The following is a 19,165-nucleotide window of genomic DNA, read 5'->3' as shown; positions in this document are numbered from 1 at the left end:
GCCGGATGGAGGCGTGAACGCCTTATCCGGCAGATGACTGCCCGGTTACTCAAACGTCCCTTTCACGCACGCTTTCTGCTCCCTGACTACGGCTTTTCCCTTCGCCCACAGGTGATGAACTTCCAGCGCGTCGTTGAGCACCAGAATGTCCGCATCGCATCCCACCGCCAGACGCCCTTTATGCTCCAGTGCCAAAAATTCTGCGACCGTACGCGTCAGCGGACACAGCGCCTGTTCCAGCGGTATGGCATGAATCTTCACCAACTGGCGCACCGTCTCAGCCAGTGATTCAAACCCCGCGACACCGATGCCGGTGAGATTGCCAAGCTCATCAAATTCCGGCTGGCTGCCGTTGCCATCCGAACTAAGGGTAATGCGCGACAGCGGCACGTTCTGGCGCAGCGCCGTGGCGATAGCCGTGGCCGGGTCGACGGGCTCATCAATGCTGCTGGTAATGTCGATATAACCGCCTTTACGGGCATACTCCAGCGCCGCCTGGAACAACGGTTCCGCACGGTTAACGTGTGTCGGCAACAGTTTAGTAATCGGCACATCGCAGCAGTCGAGGATCTGGTACAACGGTTCCAGCATGCGCGGGCTGTCGCCCATATGGAAAACGCTGATCCCTGGTTTGCGCCCCAACAACCCGCCGACGCGCGACTGCGCCGCCATATTTGCCAGCGCCGAGGTATCCGGGGCTGAAGAACGATGGTCCGAAACCGCACATTTCACACCAATAACTTTATCAATCAGCGCCACATCGCGATCGATACTGCCGGTGATAGTCGGGGAAGGCAGAGAGTACGCCCCGGTCAGCATCCAGGCGCTGATACCTTCAAACTCCAGCGCGCGGGTTTTTGCCAGCAGTGATTCCGGGTGACGGGTAATGCCATCGGTACCCAGCAAACCCACCACCGACGTGACACCAGCTTCAACCAGCCGTGACAAGCGCACTTCCGGCGTGCGGGTATGCGGCCCCGCCTCCCCGCCGCCGCCAATAAGATGGACGTGTTGATCGATAAATCCTGGGCATACAATCGCGCCGTCAAGATTGATACACTCGCAACCGGGAAAGTCTTCAGGAGAAATTGACGGGGCGATGGCAACAATTTTGCTGCCGGAGACCAGTATATCCTGTCGCCCTAAATCTTCCGGCGCATACACGTGTCCCTGCTGGAACAACGTCAAATCAAGAATTGAACAGTTCATAACCTTCCTTGTCAGGCAATAACCTGCATAACCCAAATAGAGAGCAGCGCATTAATGACGCATACCGCAATAATTAGCGGATAATAACGAGGATGAACCCCCGCGGTCCCCAGACAACGGCCCACATTTTGCACCGGATTTCCCATCAGGTAGATAGCCGGTAACAACACCGTGGCATCATGTCCCGAAAGCGTACCGGCGACAACCAGGCTGGCGCACACGCCGACACCGCCTCCCATACTCATCACCGCTGCCAGCAGCACAGTGGCAGATTCCCCCGGTAGCCCCCACAGCGCCATTACCGGCTCGCATACCCGCCCTACAACCTCGAGCAGCCCTGTCACCTTCAGCGCCTGAATAATCACAAACGCCATCACCACGTTAGGCAACAGACTGGTTGTTGCAATGGTAAACCCGCGCCGTGCGCCATCGATAAACATATCCATGACGTTTTTACGTACCTGTGTTGTCATCTCACGCCTCCTGCTGCATACGGCGATTTTCCAGCTGCGCGATCCATACACGCAACAGGTTCGCGCCCACAAATTTGAAGACAAGGATCACAGCCAGCGGCGTAATCACCGGAACAGTCACCATCGTAAACAGCGCTGCGCCAGAAGAAAAATAGTTGGTAATGCACGCGCTGCCGCTGGTTTGCCAGCAGGCAAAAATAGCGCGTTCCTGCTCTGTGATAATGCCCTCTTCCGCCATTTCTTTGGTCATCCCTGCCGCGGCATCGGTATTTTGCAAATTCGCAATCAACGCCAGCGAACAAATACCCGGAATGCCCAGTAACGGACGCAGGACCGGCGTCATCAGCTGTTGTGCCGCGCGCAACCCACCCAACCCTTCGGTGACGGAAATAATCCCGAGCGAAAGAATGACGGAAGGCGCCAGTTCAAGCGCGAATAAGAAGCCGTCTTTTGCCCCCATCCCCCCAGTGCCACGAAAAGAGACTGCCGTGTCGCCCGCAGCATTAATCTGCCCAAACGCACCGTTGAGGATAGTGAAGTCAAAGACCCGCCACCATTCGGTACTTTTCGCAAACATGCCGGAAAAAAGAATAATCGTAATAAAAAAAGCGAGATAACCACTCCATCCCACCTTTTGCTGCGTGTGTGTGCTGTGACCCATTTTGTTCTCCTGTTGGCCTTAATCCTTGTGTGTCTAAAAGACATCACGATGGTCAAGTTAAAGACAAACGCGGAGAAAAACGACAGCAGAAGAGATTATTCAGAAAGTGTGGATAGAGGTCAGACAAGTTCAGATCCGGCGATATGATATCGCCGGATCTTGCAGATTAGGGTTCGTCAACGACCTGACCATCCGGCCAGGCATGCATTACCGCTTTGATTAACGTCGCCAGAGGAATCGCAAAGAATACGCCCCAGAATCCCCACAAACCGCCGAAAATCACCACGGAGAGAATAATCACCAGTGGATGCAGATTGACCGCCTCGGAGAACAGCACGGGAACCAGCAAATTGCCGTCCAGTGCCTGGATTATCAGGTACACGGCAAAACAGCTCCAGAACTCGGTGCCAAGCCCGAACTGGAACAGCGCCACGCCAACCACCGGAATCGTCACCACAAAAGCGCCGATATACGGGATCAGCACAGAGAACCCGACCAGCACCGCCAGCAACAGCGAATAGTTGAGACCAAACAGCAGGAAGCCGAGCCAGGTCGCTACGCCGACCACCACCATTTCCAGCACCTTCCCGCGGATATAGTTGGTGATTTGCTGATTCATCTCTTTCCATACCTGCCCCGCCAGCCCGCGGTTACGCGGCAGCACCCGGCGCACGGCGTTCAGCATCTGTCCTTTATCTTTGATCAGGAAGAACACCATCAATGGGACGAGAACCAGGTAGACCGCCAGCGTCAGCAAACCGACCAGTGAGGCCAGCGAATATTTCACCACCGAATCGCCCATGGTGAGCATTCGCGAGCGCATATTTTCCGCCATCGCATCAATGATGCCCGCATCCATCAGCGCCGGGTAACGTCGTGGTAAGGTGGCGGCAAAATCAGACAATTTATTGAGCATGCCTGGCATGTCGCGGATCAGGTAAATTCCCTGCTGCCACGCAACGGGCATCACCACAAAGGCCATCAGCAGTAAAATACCGACAAACACCACCAGCACAATCGATGTCGCCCAACGCCGTGAACACCCAATATGTTCCAGCCGCACTGTCGGCCATTCAAGCAGGTACGCCAGCACAATGGCGACCAGCAGCGGCGCCAAAAGACCGCTAAAGAAAAACAGGATGCCAAAACCGGCAACAAGAATAATCAGCAGGGCGATGGCTTCGGGGTCGCTAAAGCGGCGACGATACCATTGCATCAACATTTCGAGCATAAAACCCTTCCATGAACCCAATAGCGGGATTGCGATCCCGAATTGTATCGAAATGTCACAAAAAAGACTTCGCTTTTTATGGCTGATTACGCAAAGTGAAAAGACATTTTTCCTGGGTGTTCATCGTCAGGTTTCGCAGTTACACTCCGTAAGCTTGCGGAGTGTGAACGATACTTCACAGCATCGGTCAAATGGCTATCTCAAAAAAGAATACAGGACAGAGGTTATGTTCAGGCAGTTGAAAAAAAACCTGGTTGCTACCCTCATTGCCGCACTGACTATCGGTCAGGTTGCGCCCGCATTTGCTGATACTGCGGACACCCTGCCTGATATGGGAACGTCGGCAGGCAGTACGCTTTCCATAGGACAGGAAATGCAGATGGGCGATTATTACGTACGCCAACTGCGCGGTAGTGCGCCATTAATTAACGATCCATTGCTCACCCAATACATTAATGCACTGGGGATGCGTCTGGTCTCGCACGCCGACTCGGTAAAAACGCCCTTCACCTTCTTTTTGATTAACAACGATGAAATCAACGCCTTTGCTTTCTTTGGCGGCAACGTTGTCCTGCACTCCGCACTATTCCGCTATTCCGACAACGAAAGCCAGCTGGCATCGGTTATGGCGCACGAAATTTCCCACGTCACGCAACGCCACCTGGCGCGTGCCATGGAAGACCAGAAACGTAGCGCACCGCTAACGTGGGTTGGCGCATTAGGTTCAATTTTATTAGCAATGGCCAGCCCGCAGGCGGGTATGGCGGCGCTGACCGGTACGCTGGCGGGGACACGTCAGGGAATGATCAGCTTTACGCAGCAAAACGAACAGGAAGCAGATCGCATTGGTATTCAGGTACTGCAACGCTCGGGATTCGATCCCCAGGCCATGCCAACGTTCCTGGAAAAACTGCTCGACCAGGCTCGTTACTCTTCGCGTCCGCCGGAAATTTTGCTGACTCACCCCCTGCCGGAAAGCCGTCTGTCTGATGCCCGTAACCGCGCCAATCAGATGCGCCCGGTGGTCGTCCAGTCGTCAGAAGATTTTTATCTGGCTAAGGCACGAACCTTAGGCATGTACAACTCTGGTCGTAACCAGTTGACCGATGACCTGCTGAGTAGCTGGTCGAAAGGCAACGTACGTGAGCAACGTGCGGCCCAGTATGGCCGGGCATTGCAGGCGATGGAAGCCAGTAAATACGACGAGGCGCGTAAAGCGCTGCAACCGCTGCTGGCGGCGGATCCTAACAATGCCTGGTATCTCGACCTGGCAACGGATATCGATCTCGGCCAGAAGAAAACCAGTGATGCCATTAACCGCCTGAAAAACGCCCGCGACCTGCGCACTAACCCGGTTCTGCAGCTCAACCTGGCGAATGCCTATTTACAGGGTGGACAAGCCAAAGAGGCGGCGACCATCCTGAATCGCTATACGTTTAACCATAAAGATGACCCTAACGGCTGGGATCTGTTAGCGCAAACAGAAGCCAACCTGAGCAACCGCGATCAGGAGCTGGCGGCGCGCGCGGAGGGGTATGCCCTCGCGGGGCGTCTGGATCAGGCTATTTCGATGCTCAGCAGCGCAAGCTCTCAGGTGAAACTGGGTAGCCAGCAGCAGGCCAGATACGATGCCCGTATTGACCAGCTACGCCAGCTGCAAGAACGCTTTAAACCGTACACGAAGATGTAATTATCGAACCCTTGCCGGATGGCGACGCTGTAGCGTCTTATCCGGCCTACGTCAGACACAATATGTAGGCCGGATAAGGTCTTTTGGCCGCCATCCGGCAGTATTGTTATGCAAGGAGAAGTCATGTCAGACGCGATTAAAATCTACCATAACCCACGCTGCTCCAAGAGCCGTGAAACGCTGGAATTACTGAAGTCCAACGGCGTGGACCCGGAAGTGGTGTTGTATCTGGAAACGCCGGCTGACGCAGCAACCCTGCGTGAACTGTTGCAGATGCTCGGCATGTCCAGCGCGCGTGAACTGATGCGCCAGAAAGAGGATCTCTATAAATCGCTTAACCTGGCGGACAAAAATCTGAGTGAAGACGCGCTAATTCAGGCAATGGTGGAAAACCCGAAACTGATGGAGCGCCCGATTGTGGTTGCCAAAGGTCAGGCTCGAATTGGACGCCCGCCTGAGCAGGTACTGGAAATCGTCGGTTAACCTGCAACCTGCCGCAGTCTTCTCGGCTGCGGCGCTTACAGCTTCAGAATTTCTTTTACGAACGGAATGGTCAGCTTACGCTGGGCGGTGATCGACGCATGATCTAACTGATCCAACGTCATAAACAGCGTTCGCATTTCACGATCCAGACGCTTTAGCAGAAAACGTCCCACATCTTCCGGCAGTTCAAATCCACGAAGTCTGGCGCGTAATTGCAACGCCTGCAGCTTATCTTCATCGGAAAGCGGTTGTAGCTTGTAGATTTGCCCCCAGTCCAGGCGTGAGGCGAGATCCGGCAACCCCAGATTCAGCTGTCTTGGCGGACGATCGCCGGTGATCAGCAAGCGCGTTTTCCCCGACTCCAGGATACGGTTGTAGAGATCAAAGATCGCCATTTCCCACAGCGAATCACCGGCCACACATTCGATGTTATCGATGCATACCAGCGATAAATGCTCCATCCCGTCGAGCACCTCGGGGACGAACCAGGTGCGTTTGTCGAGCGGCACGTAGCCTACCGCATCGCCGCGCGCGGACAGTTCCGCACAGGCTGCATGCAGCAAATGACTACGGCCAGCGCCTTCACGCGACCAGAGATAAATATACCCGCTATGTTCCTGACGCAGCACGTTTTGCAGTGCAGCCAGTAAAGAGGAGTTATCCCCCGGCCAGAAACTTGCGAAAGTTTCGTCGTCAGGAAGATAAAGTGGCAAAGAGAGCTGTGCCGGTGTGTTCAGAGATACCTCAACCCAGGATTTCATAAAATCGTGTTGAGTTTAACACAGAAATACGTCGCGATAGAACCGGGCAGCGCTGCCGCCCGGTCAGAGATTTACTGTTGCGGACTGTCTGCATCTTTCGCGTCAAGCACAACTTCTTCCGGACGCAGCAGGCTGATAACTTTGAAAATCAGGCTCAGACAGACACCAACGATGGTCGCCAGCGCCATGCCTTTCAGCTCTGCGGCACCGATGTGAACTTTCGCGCCACTTACGCCGATGATCAAAATAACCGAAGTCAGGATCAGGTTCTGCGCCTTGTTATAGTCAACCTTCGACTCGATCAGTACGCGAATACCAGAAGCGCCAATCACACCGTACAGCAGCAGTGATACGCCGCCCATAACCGGCAGTGGAATGATTTGGATCGCTGCAGCCAGTTTACCCACGCAGGAGAGCAGAATGGCGAAAATTGCCGCACCGCCGATAACCCAGGTACTGTAAACGCGGGTGATCGCCATTACGCCGATATTTTCGCCGTACGTGGTGTTCGGCGTAGAGCCGAAGAAACCAGAGATTACCGTAGACAGACCGTTGGCAAACATAGAACGATGCAGGCCAGGATCGCGAATCAAATCTTTTTTCACGATATTCGCCGTTACCACCAGGTGCCCGACGTGTTCAGCGATGACCACCAGCGCCGCTGGCAGGATGGTCAGAATGGCAACCCATTCAAAACGCGGCGTGTAGAACGTCGGCAGCGCGAACCAGTGGGCCTGCGCAATCGGCGTAGTGTCCACAACGCCCATCACGAAGGAGAGCGCATAACCGGCCAGCACCCCGATCAGAATCGGGATAATCGCCATAAAACCGCGGAACAATACGGAACCAAAGACCGTTACCGCCAGCGTCACCATAGAAATGATGATGGTTTTTGAATCCGGTAATTGCCCTTCAGCAGGCAGTAACCCCGCCATACCCGCAGCAACGCCAGCCAGCTCCAGGCCGATGACGGCAACGATTGCGCCCATCGCCGCAGGCGGGAACATGACATCCAGCCAGCCGGTTCCTGCCTTCTTAACAATGAAAGAAACCAGGCAGAACAGGACGCCACACATAATGAAACCGCCCAGCGCCACTTCATACCCTAACGGCAGCAGCAGCAGCACCGGGGAAATAAAGGCAAAGCTGGAACCCAGATATGCGGGAATTTTACCCTTACAAATAAAGAGATACAGCAACGTACCAATGCCGTTAAACAGCAGAACGGTAGCCGGGTTGATGTGGAACAGGACTGGCACCAGTACCGTTGCGCCAAACATGGCGAACAGGTGCTGCAAACTAAGCGGGATTGTCTGTAAAAGCGGCGGTCTTTCACTCACCCCGATAGCACGGCGCGTCATAGTGTTTTCCTCTGAGTGTTGTTTGTTATTAGCCATTGGGTTGTTTTATTCAAAAAAAAGCCGACTCTTAAAGTCGGCTTCTTTTCACTTATTCGTTTACTTAGTACCAAAAATCTTATCGCCGGCATCGCCGAGCCCCGGAATAATGTATCCGTGCTCGTTCAGTCCCTGATCGATGGAGGCGGTGTACAGCTCCACATCCGGGTGCGCTTTTTCCAGTGCCGCGATACCTTCCGGCGCCGCAACCAGGACCAGCACTTTAATGCTGGTGCAGCCTGCATTTTTCAGCAGATCGATAGTGGCGATAACAGAGCCGCCGGTTGCCAGCATTGGGTCAACGATCAGCGCCATACGCTCATCGATGTTAGAAACCAGCTTCTGGAAATACGGAACTGGCTCCAGCGTCTCTTCGTTACGGTACATACCAACAACGCTGATACGCGCGCTCGGAACGTTTTCCAGAACGCCTTCCATCATGCCCAGACCCGCACGCAGGATAGGCACAACGGTGATTTTTTTGCCTTTGATTTGGTCAACTTCAACTGGACCGTTCCAGCCTTCAATGGTCACCTTTTCGGTTTCCAGACCAGCGGTTGCTTCATAAGTCAGCAGACTGCCAACTTCCGAGGCGAGTTCACGAAAGCGTTTAGTGCTGATGTCGTTTTCACGCATCAGTCCCAGCTTGTGTTTGACGAGTGGGTGTTTGACTTCCACGATCTTCATACTCTTCTCCTTTCCTCAGACGAATGGCAACCACAAAAAAAATCGCCGGATTATACCGCTTTTCCTCTCTGGCGCAACACTGCATACGCTTGATATGGATCAACCAAAGTCATTTGCGTCTGAATGATGAGTATAAAACAAGCCCCGCACTGATGGCGGGGCTCGCTGTCAATGCTATGAATTTTAAAGATATTCAGCATTGGTCTGGATGACTTTTTGATACCACGAAAAAGATTTTTTAGGTGAGCGCGTTAATGTCCCGCTACCGTCATTATTTTTATCGACATAGATAAACCCGTAGCGTTTTTTCATCTCCCCTGTCCCGGCAGAGACTAAATCAATGCAGCCCCACGGGGTATATCCCATCAGATCCACGCCATCTTCCACCACCGCTTTTTTCATCTCACGTATGTGGGCGGCAAGGTAGTCGATACGGTACTGGTCGTTAACTGTACCATCGTCCTCGCGCACATCAATGGCGCCAAATCCATTCTCCACAATAAATAGTGGCAGTTGATAATGATCCCAGAACCAGTTCAGTGAATAACGCAGGCCAACCGGATCAATCTGCCAGCCCCAGTCCGATTTCTGCACGTACGGGTTGGAAACCAGGCTTTTCGACTCGTCGTAATCCAGCTGTGGGTTGTCCGCCGTTGCCTGGGTCGCGAAAGACATATAATAGCTAAAGCCGATGTAATCAACGCAGCCCTTGGCCAGCGCCTGACGGTCTTCCTCGGTGATATCCAGTTCAAAGCCACGACGGGCAAAGTAGTTGAGAAGATGCCGCGGGTATTTGCCGCGCACATGGACGTCAGTAAACCAGTAACGCCGGTGCATGGCATTCATCGCCATCATCATATCGTCTGGCGCGCAGGTCAGCGGATAGATTGGACACATGGCAATCATGCACCCTATCTGTAATTCCGGGTTAATCTCACGCGCGACCTTTACCGCCAGCGCGCTTGCCACCAGCTCATAGTGCGCCGCCTGGTACATGACCGGCTCGCGGTCTTCGCCTGGCTGGTATTTCAGACCTGAGTTAGTAAAGGGCGCGAAATCTTCGTGATAATTTGCCTGGTTGTTAATCTCATTAAACGTCATCCAGTACTTCACTTTGTGCTGGTAACGAGTGAATACCACCCTGGCAAAACGGACAAAGAAATCGATAAGCTTGCGGTTGCGCCAGCCGCCGTACTCCGTCACCAGATGGTAAGGCATCTCAAAATGGGACAGCGTAATCACCGGCTCAATGCCATATTTCAGGCATTCGTCAAACAGGTCATCATAGAACTGTAGGCCAGACTCATTGGGTTGTTCTTCATCGCCGAAGGGGAAAATACGTGTCCAGGCAATAGAGGTGCGAAAACATTTAAACCCCATTTCGGCAAACAGCTTTATGTCGTCTTTATAGTGATGATAAAAATCGATGGCCTCATGGTTAGGGTAATTTTTACCGGCAATCACACCGTCGGTAATTTCACGCGCCACCCCATGCGCTCCCGCGGTCATGACATCAGCAACGCTGACGCCTTTTCCGCCCTCCTGCCAGCCACCTTCCAGTTGATGAGCCGCGACAGCACCACCCCACATGAAATCTGCTTTAAATCCTGACATACCCTTCCCCTATCGTGATGACTCTGCGCAAAACGCTGTTGATGAGGTCCGCAACAGAAAAAAGAAACCGGTTTCAGTAAGATACTGTGCAATCGCCTAACAGGATTCAAGCACAAGACTGTACCCGGTTTCATTTTCGTGGCGCAGCTCAAACAAATAGATAAATGATTGTAAAATGCTGAAAAAACCAGCAGATAAAACTTGATGCAGAGCAGGCTCGCAAACGTTTGCTTTCCCTGTTAGAATTGCGCCGAATTTAACTTTTACTGCAAGTAAACATGTGGGGAAGCAGGCAGTGACCGATAAAACCTCTCTTAGCTACAAAGATGCCGGTGTTGATATTGATGCAGGTAATGCTCTGGTTGATCGAATCAAAGGCGTAGTAAAGAAAACTCGTCGTCCGGAAGTTATGGGTGGTCTGGGTGGCTTCGGTGCGCTGTGCGCATTGCCGCAAAAATATCGTGAACCGGTACTGGTTTCCGGCACTGATGGCGTTGGTACAAAACTGCGTCTGGCGATGGATCTGAAACGCCACGACACTATCGGCATTGATCTCGTCGCAATGTGCGTCAACGACCTCGTGGTTCAGGGCGCTGAGCCGCTGTTCTTCCTCGACTACTATGCGACTGGCAAACTGGATGTGGACACCGCAGCCAGCGTCATTAACGGGATTGCCGAAGGCTGCCTGCAGTCTGGCTGTGCGCTGGTCGGTGGGGAAACAGCTGAAATGCCGGGGATGTATCACGGCGAAGATTACGACGTGGCAGGTTTCTGCGTTGGCGTCGTCGAAAAATCAGAAATTATCGACGGCTCAAAAGTTGCCGACGGTGATGTACTGATTGCGCTCGGCTCAAGCGGCCCGCACTCCAACGGCTACTCTCTGGTGCGTAAAATTGTAGAAGTCAGCGGTTGTGACCCAGAAACCACCGAGCTTGAAGGCAAGCCGCTGGCCGATCACTTACTGGCCCCTACCCGCATTTACGTGAAATCCATTCTGGAACTGATCGAGAAGGTTGATGTGCACGCCATTGCCCACCTGACCGGCGGCGGCTTCTGGGAAAATATTCCACGCGTTCTGCCAGACAACACGCAGGCAGTGATCGACGAATCTTCATGGCAGTGGCCAGCCGTCTTCAACTGGCTGCAAACGGCGGGTAACGTCAGCCAGCATGAGATGTATCGCACCTTTAACTGCGGTGTAGGTATGGTTATCGCCCTGCCAGCTCCGGAAGTGGACAAAGCCCTTGCTTTGCTCAATGAGAAAGGTGAAAACGCATGGAAAATCGGTATCATCAAAGCTTCTGATTCCGAACAGCGTGTGGTCATTGAATGAAAAACATTGTGGTGCTCATTTCCGGCAACGGAAGCAATTTGCAGGCGATAATCGACGCCTGCGAACAGAAAAAAATCAATGGCACCATACGTGCAGTATTCAGTAACAAGGCCGATGCGTTCGGCCTTGAGCGCGCACGCGAAGCGAATATTCCGGCACACTCGCTGGAAGCCGCCCAGTTTGCCAGTCGCGAAGCATTCGACCGCCAACTGATACAAGAGATTGACGCCTATGCACCCGATGTCGTGGTGCTGGCCGGTTATATGCGTATCCTCAGCCCGGCGTTTGTCGCTCACTATGCTGAACGATTGCTGAATATCCACCCGTCTTTATTGCCGAAGTATCCCGGCCTGCATACGCATCGCCAGGTACTGGAAAACGGCGATGAAGAACATGGTACCTCAGTCCATTTCGTGACGGATGAGTTGGACGGCGGACCGGTCATTCTCCAGGCCAAAGTTCCAGTATTTGAAGGCGACAGCGAAGATGATGTCACGGCACGGGTTCAGGCTCAGGAACATACCATTTACCCGCTGGTGGTAAGCTGGTTTATCGATGGTCGCCTGAAGATGCGTGATAACGCTGCATGGCTGGATGGCGTTCGTTTGTCTCCACAAGGCTACGCCGCCGACGAATAATAAAAAAACAACCTGTAAGCCGAATGTCACCATCCGGCTTACAGGCATAACTACCTTTTCCGGTTAATACCACCGGTATTCATCTACGCTCCCCCTTTCTCTTTGCTATCAGACGGTTTATTGTCATATTTTTCTGGCACAGTTGGACATCTGAGAGCAATGCTCGCCATAATAAATCGGTAGTGTCCCGTGAATGAAACGGAGTAAAAGTGGTAATGGGTCAGGAAAAGCTATACATCGAGAAAGAACTCAGTTGGTTAGCGTTCAACGAACGTGTACTCCAGGAAGCTGCTGATAAGTCAAACCCGTTGATCGAACGGATGCGTTTCTTAGGCATCTATTCCAATAATCTCGACGAGTTTTATAAGGTTCGTTTTGCCGAACTGAAGCGCCGAATCATTATTAGCGAAGAACAGGGTTCAAACTCTCACTCCCGCCATTTGTTAGGCAAAATCCAGGCCCGCGTATTAAAAGCCGATCAGGAATTTGACGGCCTGTACAACGAGTTGCTGTTGGAAATGGCGCGCAATCAGATTTTCTTAATCAACGAACGCCAGTTGTCGGTCAATCAGCAAAGCTGGTTGCGTCATTACTTCAAGCAATATCTTCGCCAGCACATCACGCCGATCCTGATTAACCGCGAGACGGATTTAGTCCAGTTTTTGAAAGATGACTACACCTATCTGGCGGTAGAAATTATCCGTGGTGATACGATCCGCTACGCGCTGCTGGAAATCCCTTCCGACAAGGTTCCCCGTTTTGTGAATCTGCCGCCGGAAACCCCGCGCCGTCGCAAACCGATGATCCTGCTGGACAACATCTTACGTTACTGCCTTGACGACATTTTCAAAGGGTTCTTTGACTACGACGCACTGAACGCCTATTCGATGAAAATGACCCGTGACGCCGAATACGATTTGGTGCACGAGATGGAATCGAGCCTGATGGAGCTGATGTCATCCAGCCTGAAACAGCGTCTGACCGCAGAACCTGTACGTTTTGTCTATCAGCGTGACATGCCCAATGCACTGGTCGAAGTACTGCGTGAAAAACTGACGATTTCTCGCTACGACTCGATTGTTCCCGGCGGGCGTTACCATAACTTCAAAGACTTTATTAACTTCCCTAACGTTGGCAAAGCTAACCTGGTGAACAAACCGCTGCCGCGTCTGCGCCATATCTGGTTCGACAACGAGAAGTTTCGTAACGGCTTTGACGCCGTTCGTGAACGCGACGTGCTGCTGTATTACCCCTATCACACCTTTGAGCACGTTCTTGAACTGCTGCGCCAGGCCTCTTTCGACCCGAGCGTGCTGGCTATAAAGATCAACATCTACCGTGTGGCAAAAGATTCACGCATCATAGATTCAATGATCCATGCCGCGCACAACGGTAAGAAAGTCACCGTGGTGGTGGAATTGCAGGCCCGCTTCGATGAAGAAGCCAACATCCATTGGGCCAAGCGTCTTACCGAAGCAGGCGTTCACGTCATCTTCTCCGCGCCAGGCCTGAAAATTCACGCCAAACTGTTCCTTATCTCGCGTAAAGAAGGTGATGAAGTCGTGCGCTATGCGCATATCGGGACGGGGAACTTCAACGAAAAAACGGCACGCCTGTATACCGACTACTCGTTGCTAACTGCCGATTCGCGCATTACCAACGAAGTGCGTCGGGTGTTTAACTTCATCGAGAACCCGTATCGCCCGGTGACGTTCGATTATCTGCTGGTTTCCCCGCAGAATTCACGCCGTCTGCTGTACGCGATGATCGACAAAGAAATCGCCAACGCGCAGCAAGGACTGCCTTCCGGCATTACGCTAAAACTGAATAACCTGGTCGATAAAGGTCTGGTTGACCGCCTCTATGCGGCCTCAAGCTCTGGTGTGCCGGTCAATTTGTTGATTCGTGGTATGTGTTCTTTGATTCCGAATCTGGAAGGTATCAGCGACAATATTCGCGTTATCAGCATCGTTGATCGCTATCTTGAACATGACCGGGTCTATATCTTCGAGAACGGAGGTGACAAGCAGGTGTATCTCTCTTCCGCTGACTGGATGACAAGAAACATCGACTATCGTATCGAAGTTGCCACACCGCTTCTTGACCCGCGCCTTAAGCAACGCGTGCTGGATATTATCGATATCCTGTTCAGCGACACGGTGAAAGCCCGCTTTATTGATAAAGAACTGAGTAATCGCTACGTACCGCGCGGAAACCGCCGTAAGGTTCAGTCACAATTGGCGATTTACGATTACATCAAATCACTCGAGCAACCTGACTAAAGATATGCCAATACACGACAAGACTCCACGACCGCAGGAATTTGCTGCGGTCGACCTTGGTTCAAACAGTTTCCATATGGTCATTGCCCGCGTGGTTGATGGCGCAATGCAAATTATTGGGCGACTGAAACAACGCGTACATCTGGCGGATGGCCTCGGCGAAGATAACAAGCTGAGCGAAGAGGCCATGGAGCGCGGGCTAAGCTGTTTATCACTGTTCGCCGAACGTTTGCAGGGGTTTCCTCCATCAAGCGTATGTATCGTGGGAACCCATACTTTGCGTCAGGCACTGAATGCGACTGATTTTCTCAAGCGAGCGGAAAAAGTCATCCCCTACCCAATTGAGATTATTTCCGGCAACGAAGAAGCCCGATTGATCTTTATGGGCGTTGAACATACGCAGCCGGAAAAAGGTCGCAAGCTGGTTATCGATATCGGCGGCGGCTCAACAGAACTGGTGATCGGAGAAGATTTCGAGCCTAAACTGGTCGAAAGCCGCCGTATGGGTTGCGTCAGCTTTGCCCAGATGTATTTCCCGCGCGGTGTAATTAACCGCGAAAACTTCCAGCGTGCCCGCATGGCGGCTGCGCAAAAGCTCGAAACCTTAACCTGGCAGTTTCGCATTCAGGGCTGGAACGTTGCGCTGGGCGCATCGGGCACCATTAAAGCAGCCCATGAAGTGCTGCTGGAGATGGGTGAAAAAGACGGTTTTATCACCCCCGAACGTCTGGACAAGCTGACATCTGAAGTGTTGAAGCACGCGTCATTTGATGCGCTCAGCTTGCCGGGGTTGTCAGAAGAAAGAAAAGCAGTGTTTGTACCCGGACTCGCGATTCTGTGCGGCGTTTTTGACGCGTTAGCTATTCGCGAACTTCGCCTTTCTGATGGTGCGTTACGTGAAGGCGTGCTGTACGAGATGGAAGGCCGTTTTCGCCACCAGGACGTTCGTAGCCGTACCGCCAGCAGCCTGGCGAACCAGTACAACATTGACAGCGAACAGGCCCGGCGCGTGCTGGAAACGACGATGCAAATGTACGACCAGTGGCATACGCAGCAGCCAAAGCTGGCCAATCCCCAACTGGAAGCGTTACTGCGTTGGGCAGCAATGCTGCATGAGGTTGGGCTGAACATCAACCACAGCGGTTTGCATCGCCACTCTGCGTATATCTTACAAAACAGCGATCTACCTGGTTTCAATCAGGAACAACAGCTGATGATGGCAACATTAGTTCGTTATCATCGCAAAGCGATTAAGCTCGACGACTTGCCCCGCTTTACGCTGTTTAAGAAGAAACAGTTTCTGCCGTTAATTCAGCTGCTGCGCCTGGGCGTGCTGTTGAATAATCAGCGTCAGGCGACCACCACACCGCCGACTTTGACCCTGATAACCGACGACAGCCACTGGACCTTACGCTTCCCGCATGACTGGTTTAGCCAAAATGCGCTGGTGCTGCTCGATCTGGAGAAAGAGCAGCAATACTGGGAAGCCGTAACAGGCTGGCGACTCAAAATTGAAGAAGAGAGCTCACCCGATATCGCCGCATAAGATCTCAGCAGGTGTCAGTTCATCTGGCACCTGCTTTTCCAGAGTTTCACTCAACGGCAGTGGCTCACCAATCAGATACCCCTGCATGTAATCAATCCCCAGTGAAATCACCGCACTGCGTATTTCTTCGCTTTCGACGTACTCCGCAACCACCAGCATTCTTTTCATCCGCGCCAGATGGCAAATAGAGGCCACGATTTGGTAGTCGAGGCTGTTCGAAACAATATTGCGAATAAAGCTACCGTCAATTTTCAGGATATCGGCATTCACATTTTTCAGCCGCGCATAGCTGGCATACCCAGTACCAAAATCATCAATCGCAATCTGACAGCCCAGTGATTGCAGCTGCAGCAACGTTGCCTGTGCCTGTTCCGCATTGGTCAAGGCATTGCTTTCCGTCACTTCAAAGATAAGTTGCCATGCTTCAACCTTGTACTTATTCAGTAACTGATTGATGTCATTAGGAAGTCGCGCGCGACATACTGAGGTGGGTGATAAGTTGATAGCAAACCGGTGGGCGGGCATTTTTTCCCGATTCTGCGCCATAAATTTCAACGTATTTTCAATCACCCACAGATCGATACGGGATGACAAACCAAACTCATGGGCTACCGGCAAGAAGTTATCAGGGGCAATAGTTTCACCGTCATCCCCCTCAAGCCGCAGGAGGATTTCGTGATAAACGTCGCCACGCACGCCAAAAATCGGCTGCGCCTTGAGGAAAAAGCGATTGTTCTCCAGCGCCTGCTGAATACGGTTCATCATCGCAACTTTATCTTTCAGGTCGCGTTGCAGGTGCATCACACCACGCCGCTGCAAATTCTCTGGTGAATTGGTTGCCAGCGATAATTCGGCAATGGTACTTAACTCTCCCAGCAACAAATAGATATGGTTAACAGGAGAACGGACATAGCAAAAGCTGATCCCAACCTGCGGTTGCAAAGGCATTCCGTCCCAAACAAAACGAAACTGCTTGATATGCCTGTCCAGTGCTTCAATGCGTTCCTGGTGTAGCTCAGTGTTAAAACGCAGGATTAAATCATTACCTGACAATTGATAGACATGCTCATCCTGTTCAAGCAACGGTGTTATCCACTGAGCCAGTTTTTGCTTGTACTGGATACGCAGCATAATGCCGTAATTTTTCACCAGCAGCTCCATGCCCGGAACACCCAAAAAGCAAAGCACTGACCATGGCGCGTTTTTCAAATCCCGGTTCAAAGCGCGCAAATTCGGAATATGCACCATAGGGTCAAAGAAGGCCAGGCGATGGTTGCGCCGGGTAACAAAACGTTGACGCGTTGCCAGGACAGCAATGAAATTCACGATGAAGGAAAAAACCAGATAACTTGATGAGGTAATGGCAAGCTGCGTATCGTAACCCGAATACCATGGCATATAGCGCTGATAATAATGAATTGCGGTAATAAGTACGACCGCCCATATCAACGAAATAAATCTATAACCGTAACGCATTGCCCCCCAAAGCATGACGGGAAGTAACAGTGACAAGGTATAATTCGTGCTAAATATTGAGCTTTGTTCATTGAGCGGCATACACAACATTGCCATTAGCATAGTCAATATAATCAACCAGACCGCAAACTCTGTTTTAGTCACTTTGGTATCAAACTGCTGCTTTAACTGAGAAAAATAGCCTCTCAGATGCAAGGGGTTGCGAATTGTTCGAATGATGAAATAACACAGCGGCACACCTACAAGATTCCCCGCGAGTATGGACTGATAGTTGATCAATGTGCCTGTATTGAAGGGCATAACGCCCACCATGCCGGATTTGCTTTCATAAACACCCACAAATGCAGCAAACTGGAAGAGTATCAGAAACAGCGTTGCCGGGCAGAAGACCTGCCAGAACATACGCTGAAACATCAGGTGAGAATCCCCGTGGGAAACGTTGTTTCGTCGGGGAGAAAATACTTTATATCCTCCCCAGCTAAGCACGATTGTAACTATAAAGTGCGAAATTATTGAAAGTGTTTCAAATAACCCGACCTGCGGATATTTGTACCAGATAATGGAAATGATAATACCTGGCAATGCCGTCCAGCCAAAAAAAAGCATCAGGCTAATCATCAGCGCTAACGGCAGGTAGAAAAGAATTACGGTCCCCGTACTAATATGGGCATAGGTGGTGGCAGTGCTCAATATAGGCAACAACAAAGAAGGTAAGATGAGAGGTAATGCCCACCATCTATCTCTAATACCAATATAATTTTTATTGAGTTTCATAGATGCTCAGTAGAATCCCACACATCCTGTAGGGGGTATTCAGACAGGCATCCCACCTGACTTTAAAACGATAAAGTAAAATACATCACAATGATTCATCGATTTTAGTTGTCAGCAAATTGTGATGCTTGATACATATCAAAAAACATCCCCCTCATTCATCAATTATTACTCTTTTCATTATTTTTTATCGTTAATACATTATTCATGCAAATAATAATATTAATTTCCATAACATAAGAAGATAAAACAACTGAAGCAATTTTACATAAGGAAGAATTGACCATTCCCTCTCAGTGTGCCTTAATGTGAGTATCGCCCCTCAGTTGGGTACACTACAAGGAACCTTTTGTGAGCCAGGTTACCAGCCTACGCAAACGACACCGATTTAACAGTCGCATGATCCGGATCGTACTGCTTATCAGCTTTCTCTTCTTCTTCGGACGCTTCGTCTACTCCGCCATTGGTGCGTGGCATCACCACCAGGACAAAAAAGAATCTCAGCAGACCACTCAGCCGCAACAGACAGCTCCTGCACAAACCGACGAACATTGATCGCTCGCGCCTGTGATACCCCCAGCATTAAGATTCCTTACCGGATGGCTAATCGCCTGACATTTAACCATCCGGTAAGGGATTTGAGTGACGAAACTTTACACATATCCCCCCTCTCCCGCTTAATTATCAGATAATCGGCCGTATTTTTCGCACAAATGCACAATCTTTTCATCCCACTTCACCGCACCATTCGCGCTGATTTTTAAGTTCCGGTTTAGCGGACATAAAAAGACAAACAGTGCTCAAATAAACGCTAATTAATATCACCAGCAAATATCACTGATGCAAGCATTTATATTTCGCATGAAAATTAAATAGTTATTTGAATTGTTATCATTTTTAAATACTACAG

General features: G+C 51.3%; 16 protein-coding genes. 7 read left to right on the top strand and 9 right to left on the bottom strand.

Annotated elements, in window-relative coordinates:
- Positions 1 to 45: 45 nt before the first annotated feature.
- The 4 genes from iadA to BZK40_RS19315 form a co-directional block, all read right to left on the bottom strand.
- A complete protein-coding gene (iadA, locus tag BZK40_RS19330) occupies positions 46 to 1,209 on the bottom strand; it encodes a beta-aspartyl-peptidase (RefSeq protein ID WP_079935146.1) in 1,164 nt (387 codons plus the stop codon).
- Positions 1,210 to 1,220: 11 nt separating this feature from the next.
- Complete coding sequence (locus BZK40_RS19325; RefSeq protein WP_003835099.1) at positions 1,221 to 1,682, bottom strand: YjiG family protein; 462 nt, start codon at positions 1,680 to 1,682, stop codon at positions 1,221 to 1,223.
- 1 nt (position 1,683) lies between these two features.
- Positions 1,684 to 2,343 carry a nucleoside recognition domain-containing protein gene (locus BZK40_RS19320; RefSeq protein ID WP_079935145.1) on the bottom strand — a complete coding sequence of 220 codons (660 nt, stop codon included), beginning with the start codon at positions 2,341 to 2,343 and terminating at the stop codon, positions 1,684 to 1,686.
- A 166-nt stretch (positions 2,344 to 2,509) separates the two neighbouring features.
- Positions 2,510 to 3,574, bottom strand: coding sequence for an AI-2E family transporter (locus BZK40_RS19315; RefSeq protein WP_003037941.1), 1,065 nt, complete (start codon positions 3,572 to 3,574; stop codon positions 2,510 to 2,512).
- 226 nt (positions 3,575 to 3,800) lie between these two features.
- Here BZK40_RS19315 and bepA point away from each other — a divergent pair, with 226 nt between their 5' ends.
- Positions 3,801 to 5,264, top strand: a complete 1,464-nt coding sequence (gene bepA, locus BZK40_RS19310) for a beta-barrel assembly-enhancing protease (protein ID WP_008785438.1) — start codon at positions 3,801 to 3,803, stop codon at positions 5,262 to 5,264.
- Positions 5,265 to 5,387: 123 nt separating this feature from the next.
- Positions 5,388 to 5,747 (top strand): arsenate reductase (glutaredoxin), encoded by a 360-nt coding sequence (gene arsC / locus BZK40_RS19305; RefSeq protein WP_003037937.1) that lies wholly within the window; start codon positions 5,388 to 5,390, stop codon positions 5,745 to 5,747.
- Between the two features lie 35 nt (positions 5,748 to 5,782).
- Here the strand turns inward: arsC and BZK40_RS19300 are convergent, their stop codons facing one another.
- From BZK40_RS19300 to BZK40_RS19285, 4 genes are all read right to left on the bottom strand, one after another.
- The gene (locus BZK40_RS19300; protein WP_211924219.1) at positions 5,783 to 6,484 is read right to left on the bottom strand and encodes a DnaA inactivator Hda; all 702 of its coding nucleotides are present in this window, start codon (positions 6,482 to 6,484) and stop codon (positions 5,783 to 5,785) included.
- Between the two features lie 95 nt (positions 6,485 to 6,579).
- The gene (gene uraA, locus BZK40_RS19295; RefSeq protein ID WP_003835107.1) at positions 6,580 to 7,869 is read right to left on the bottom strand and encodes a uracil permease; all 1,290 of its coding nucleotides are present in this window, start codon (positions 7,867 to 7,869) and stop codon (positions 6,580 to 6,582) included.
- 96 nt (positions 7,870 to 7,965) lie between these two features.
- Positions 7,966 to 8,592 carry a uracil phosphoribosyltransferase gene (gene upp, locus BZK40_RS19290; RefSeq protein WP_003835110.1) on the bottom strand — a complete coding sequence of 209 codons (627 nt, stop codon included), beginning with the start codon at positions 8,590 to 8,592 and terminating at the stop codon, positions 7,966 to 7,968.
- A gap of 183 nt (positions 8,593 to 8,775) precedes the next feature.
- Positions 8,776 to 10,206 (bottom strand): 6-phospho-beta-glucosidase, encoded by a 1,431-nt coding sequence (locus BZK40_RS19285; RefSeq protein ID WP_079935144.1) that lies wholly within the window; start codon positions 10,204 to 10,206, stop codon positions 8,776 to 8,778.
- A 295-nt stretch (positions 10,207 to 10,501) separates the two neighbouring features.
- On the opposite strand from BZK40_RS19285, the gene purM reads away from it, so the two are divergent.
- The 4 genes from purM (at position 10,502) to ppx (ending at position 16,005) form a co-directional block, all read left to right on the top strand.
- On the top strand, positions 10,502 to 11,539 hold the full coding sequence (gene purM, locus BZK40_RS19280) for a phosphoribosylformylglycinamidine cyclo-ligase (RefSeq protein ID WP_020996702.1): 1,038 nt from the start codon (positions 10,502 to 10,504) through the stop codon (positions 11,537 to 11,539).
- The gene (gene purN, locus BZK40_RS19275) at positions 11,536 to 12,177 is read left to right on the top strand and encodes a phosphoribosylglycinamide formyltransferase (RefSeq protein ID WP_079935143.1); all 642 of its coding nucleotides are present in this window, start codon (positions 11,536 to 11,538) and stop codon (positions 12,175 to 12,177) included. Before purM ends, purN begins: the two co-directional genes overlap by 4 nt.
- Before the next feature lie 215 nt (positions 12,178 to 12,392).
- Positions 12,393 to 14,459, top strand: a complete 2,067-nt coding sequence (ppk1, locus tag BZK40_RS19270) for a polyphosphate kinase 1 (RefSeq protein WP_032944192.1) — start codon at positions 12,393 to 12,395, stop codon at positions 14,457 to 14,459.
- A gap of 4 nt (positions 14,460 to 14,463) precedes the next feature.
- Positions 14,464 to 16,005, top strand: a complete 1,542-nt coding sequence (gene ppx, locus BZK40_RS19265; protein WP_032944195.1) for an exopolyphosphatase — start codon at positions 14,464 to 14,466, stop codon at positions 16,003 to 16,005.
- Here the strand turns inward: ppx and BZK40_RS19260 are convergent.
- Positions 15,985 to 18,255 carry a bifunctional diguanylate cyclase/phosphodiesterase gene (locus BZK40_RS19260; protein WP_079935142.1) on the bottom strand — a complete coding sequence of 757 codons (2,271 nt, stop codon included), beginning with the start codon at positions 18,253 to 18,255 and terminating at the stop codon, positions 15,985 to 15,987. The two genes, ppx and BZK40_RS19260, sit on opposite strands and share 21 nt — an antisense overlap.
- 351 nt (positions 18,256 to 18,606) lie before the next feature.
- Here BZK40_RS19260 and BZK40_RS19255 point away from each other — a divergent pair, with 351 nt between their 5' ends.
- Positions 18,607 to 18,810, top strand: a complete 204-nt coding sequence (locus BZK40_RS19255; RefSeq protein ID WP_008785446.1) for a YfgG family protein — start codon at positions 18,607 to 18,609, stop codon at positions 18,808 to 18,810.
- Positions 18,811 to 19,165 lie beyond the last annotated feature (355 nt).

Origin of the sequence: Citrobacter portucalensis (genome assembly GCF_002042885.1) — a bacterium.
GTDB lineage: Bacteria > Pseudomonadota > Gammaproteobacteria > Enterobacterales > Enterobacteriaceae > Citrobacter > Citrobacter portucalensis.
The sequence above is the reverse complement of the archived record's forward strand: the minus strand, read 5'-3'. Positions and strand labels throughout refer to the sequence as shown.

Bases quoted from the DNA above. Each gene is read 5' to 3' on its own strand.
- BZK40_RS19260 (WP_079935142.1), bottom strand. From the start codon at position 18,255: ATGAAACTCAATAAAAATTATATTGGTATTAGAGATAGATGGTGGGCA.
- upp (WP_003835110.1), bottom strand. From the start codon at position 8,592: ATGAAGATCGTGGAAGTCAAACACCCACTCGTCAAACACAAGCTGGGA.
- uraA (WP_003835107.1), bottom strand. From the start codon at position 7,869: ATGACGCGCCGTGCTATCGGGGTGAGTGAAAGACCGCCGCTTTTACAG.
- BZK40_RS19285 (WP_079935144.1), bottom strand. From the start codon at position 10,206: ATGTCAGGATTTAAAGCAGATTTCATGTGGGGTGGTGCTGTCGCGGCT.
- BZK40_RS19325 (WP_003835099.1), bottom strand. From the start codon at position 1,682: ATGACAACACAGGTACGTAAAAACGTCATGGATATGTTTATCGATGGC.
- arsC (WP_003037937.1), top strand. From the start codon at position 5,388: ATGTCAGACGCGATTAAAATCTACCATAACCCACGCTGCTCCAAGAGC.
- iadA (WP_079935146.1), bottom strand. From the start codon at position 1,209: ATGAACTGTTCAATTCTTGATTTGACGTTGTTCCAGCAGGGACACGTG.
- purN (WP_079935143.1), top strand. From the start codon at position 11,536: ATGAAAAACATTGTGGTGCTCATTTCCGGCAACGGAAGCAATTTGCAG.
- BZK40_RS19320 (WP_079935145.1), bottom strand. From the start codon at position 2,343: ATGGGTCACAGCACACACACGCAGCAAAAGGTGGGATGGAGTGGTTAT.
- bepA (WP_008785438.1), top strand. From the start codon at position 3,801: ATGTTCAGGCAGTTGAAAAAAAACCTGGTTGCTACCCTCATTGCCGCA.
- BZK40_RS19315 (WP_003037941.1), bottom strand. From the start codon at position 3,574: ATGCTCGAAATGTTGATGCAATGGTATCGTCGCCGCTTTAGCGACCCC.
- ppx (WP_032944195.1), top strand. From the start codon at position 14,464: ATGCCAATACACGACAAGACTCCACGACCGCAGGAATTTGCTGCGGTC.
- ppk1 (WP_032944192.1), top strand. From the start codon at position 12,393: ATGGGTCAGGAAAAGCTATACATCGAGAAAGAACTCAGTTGGTTAGCG.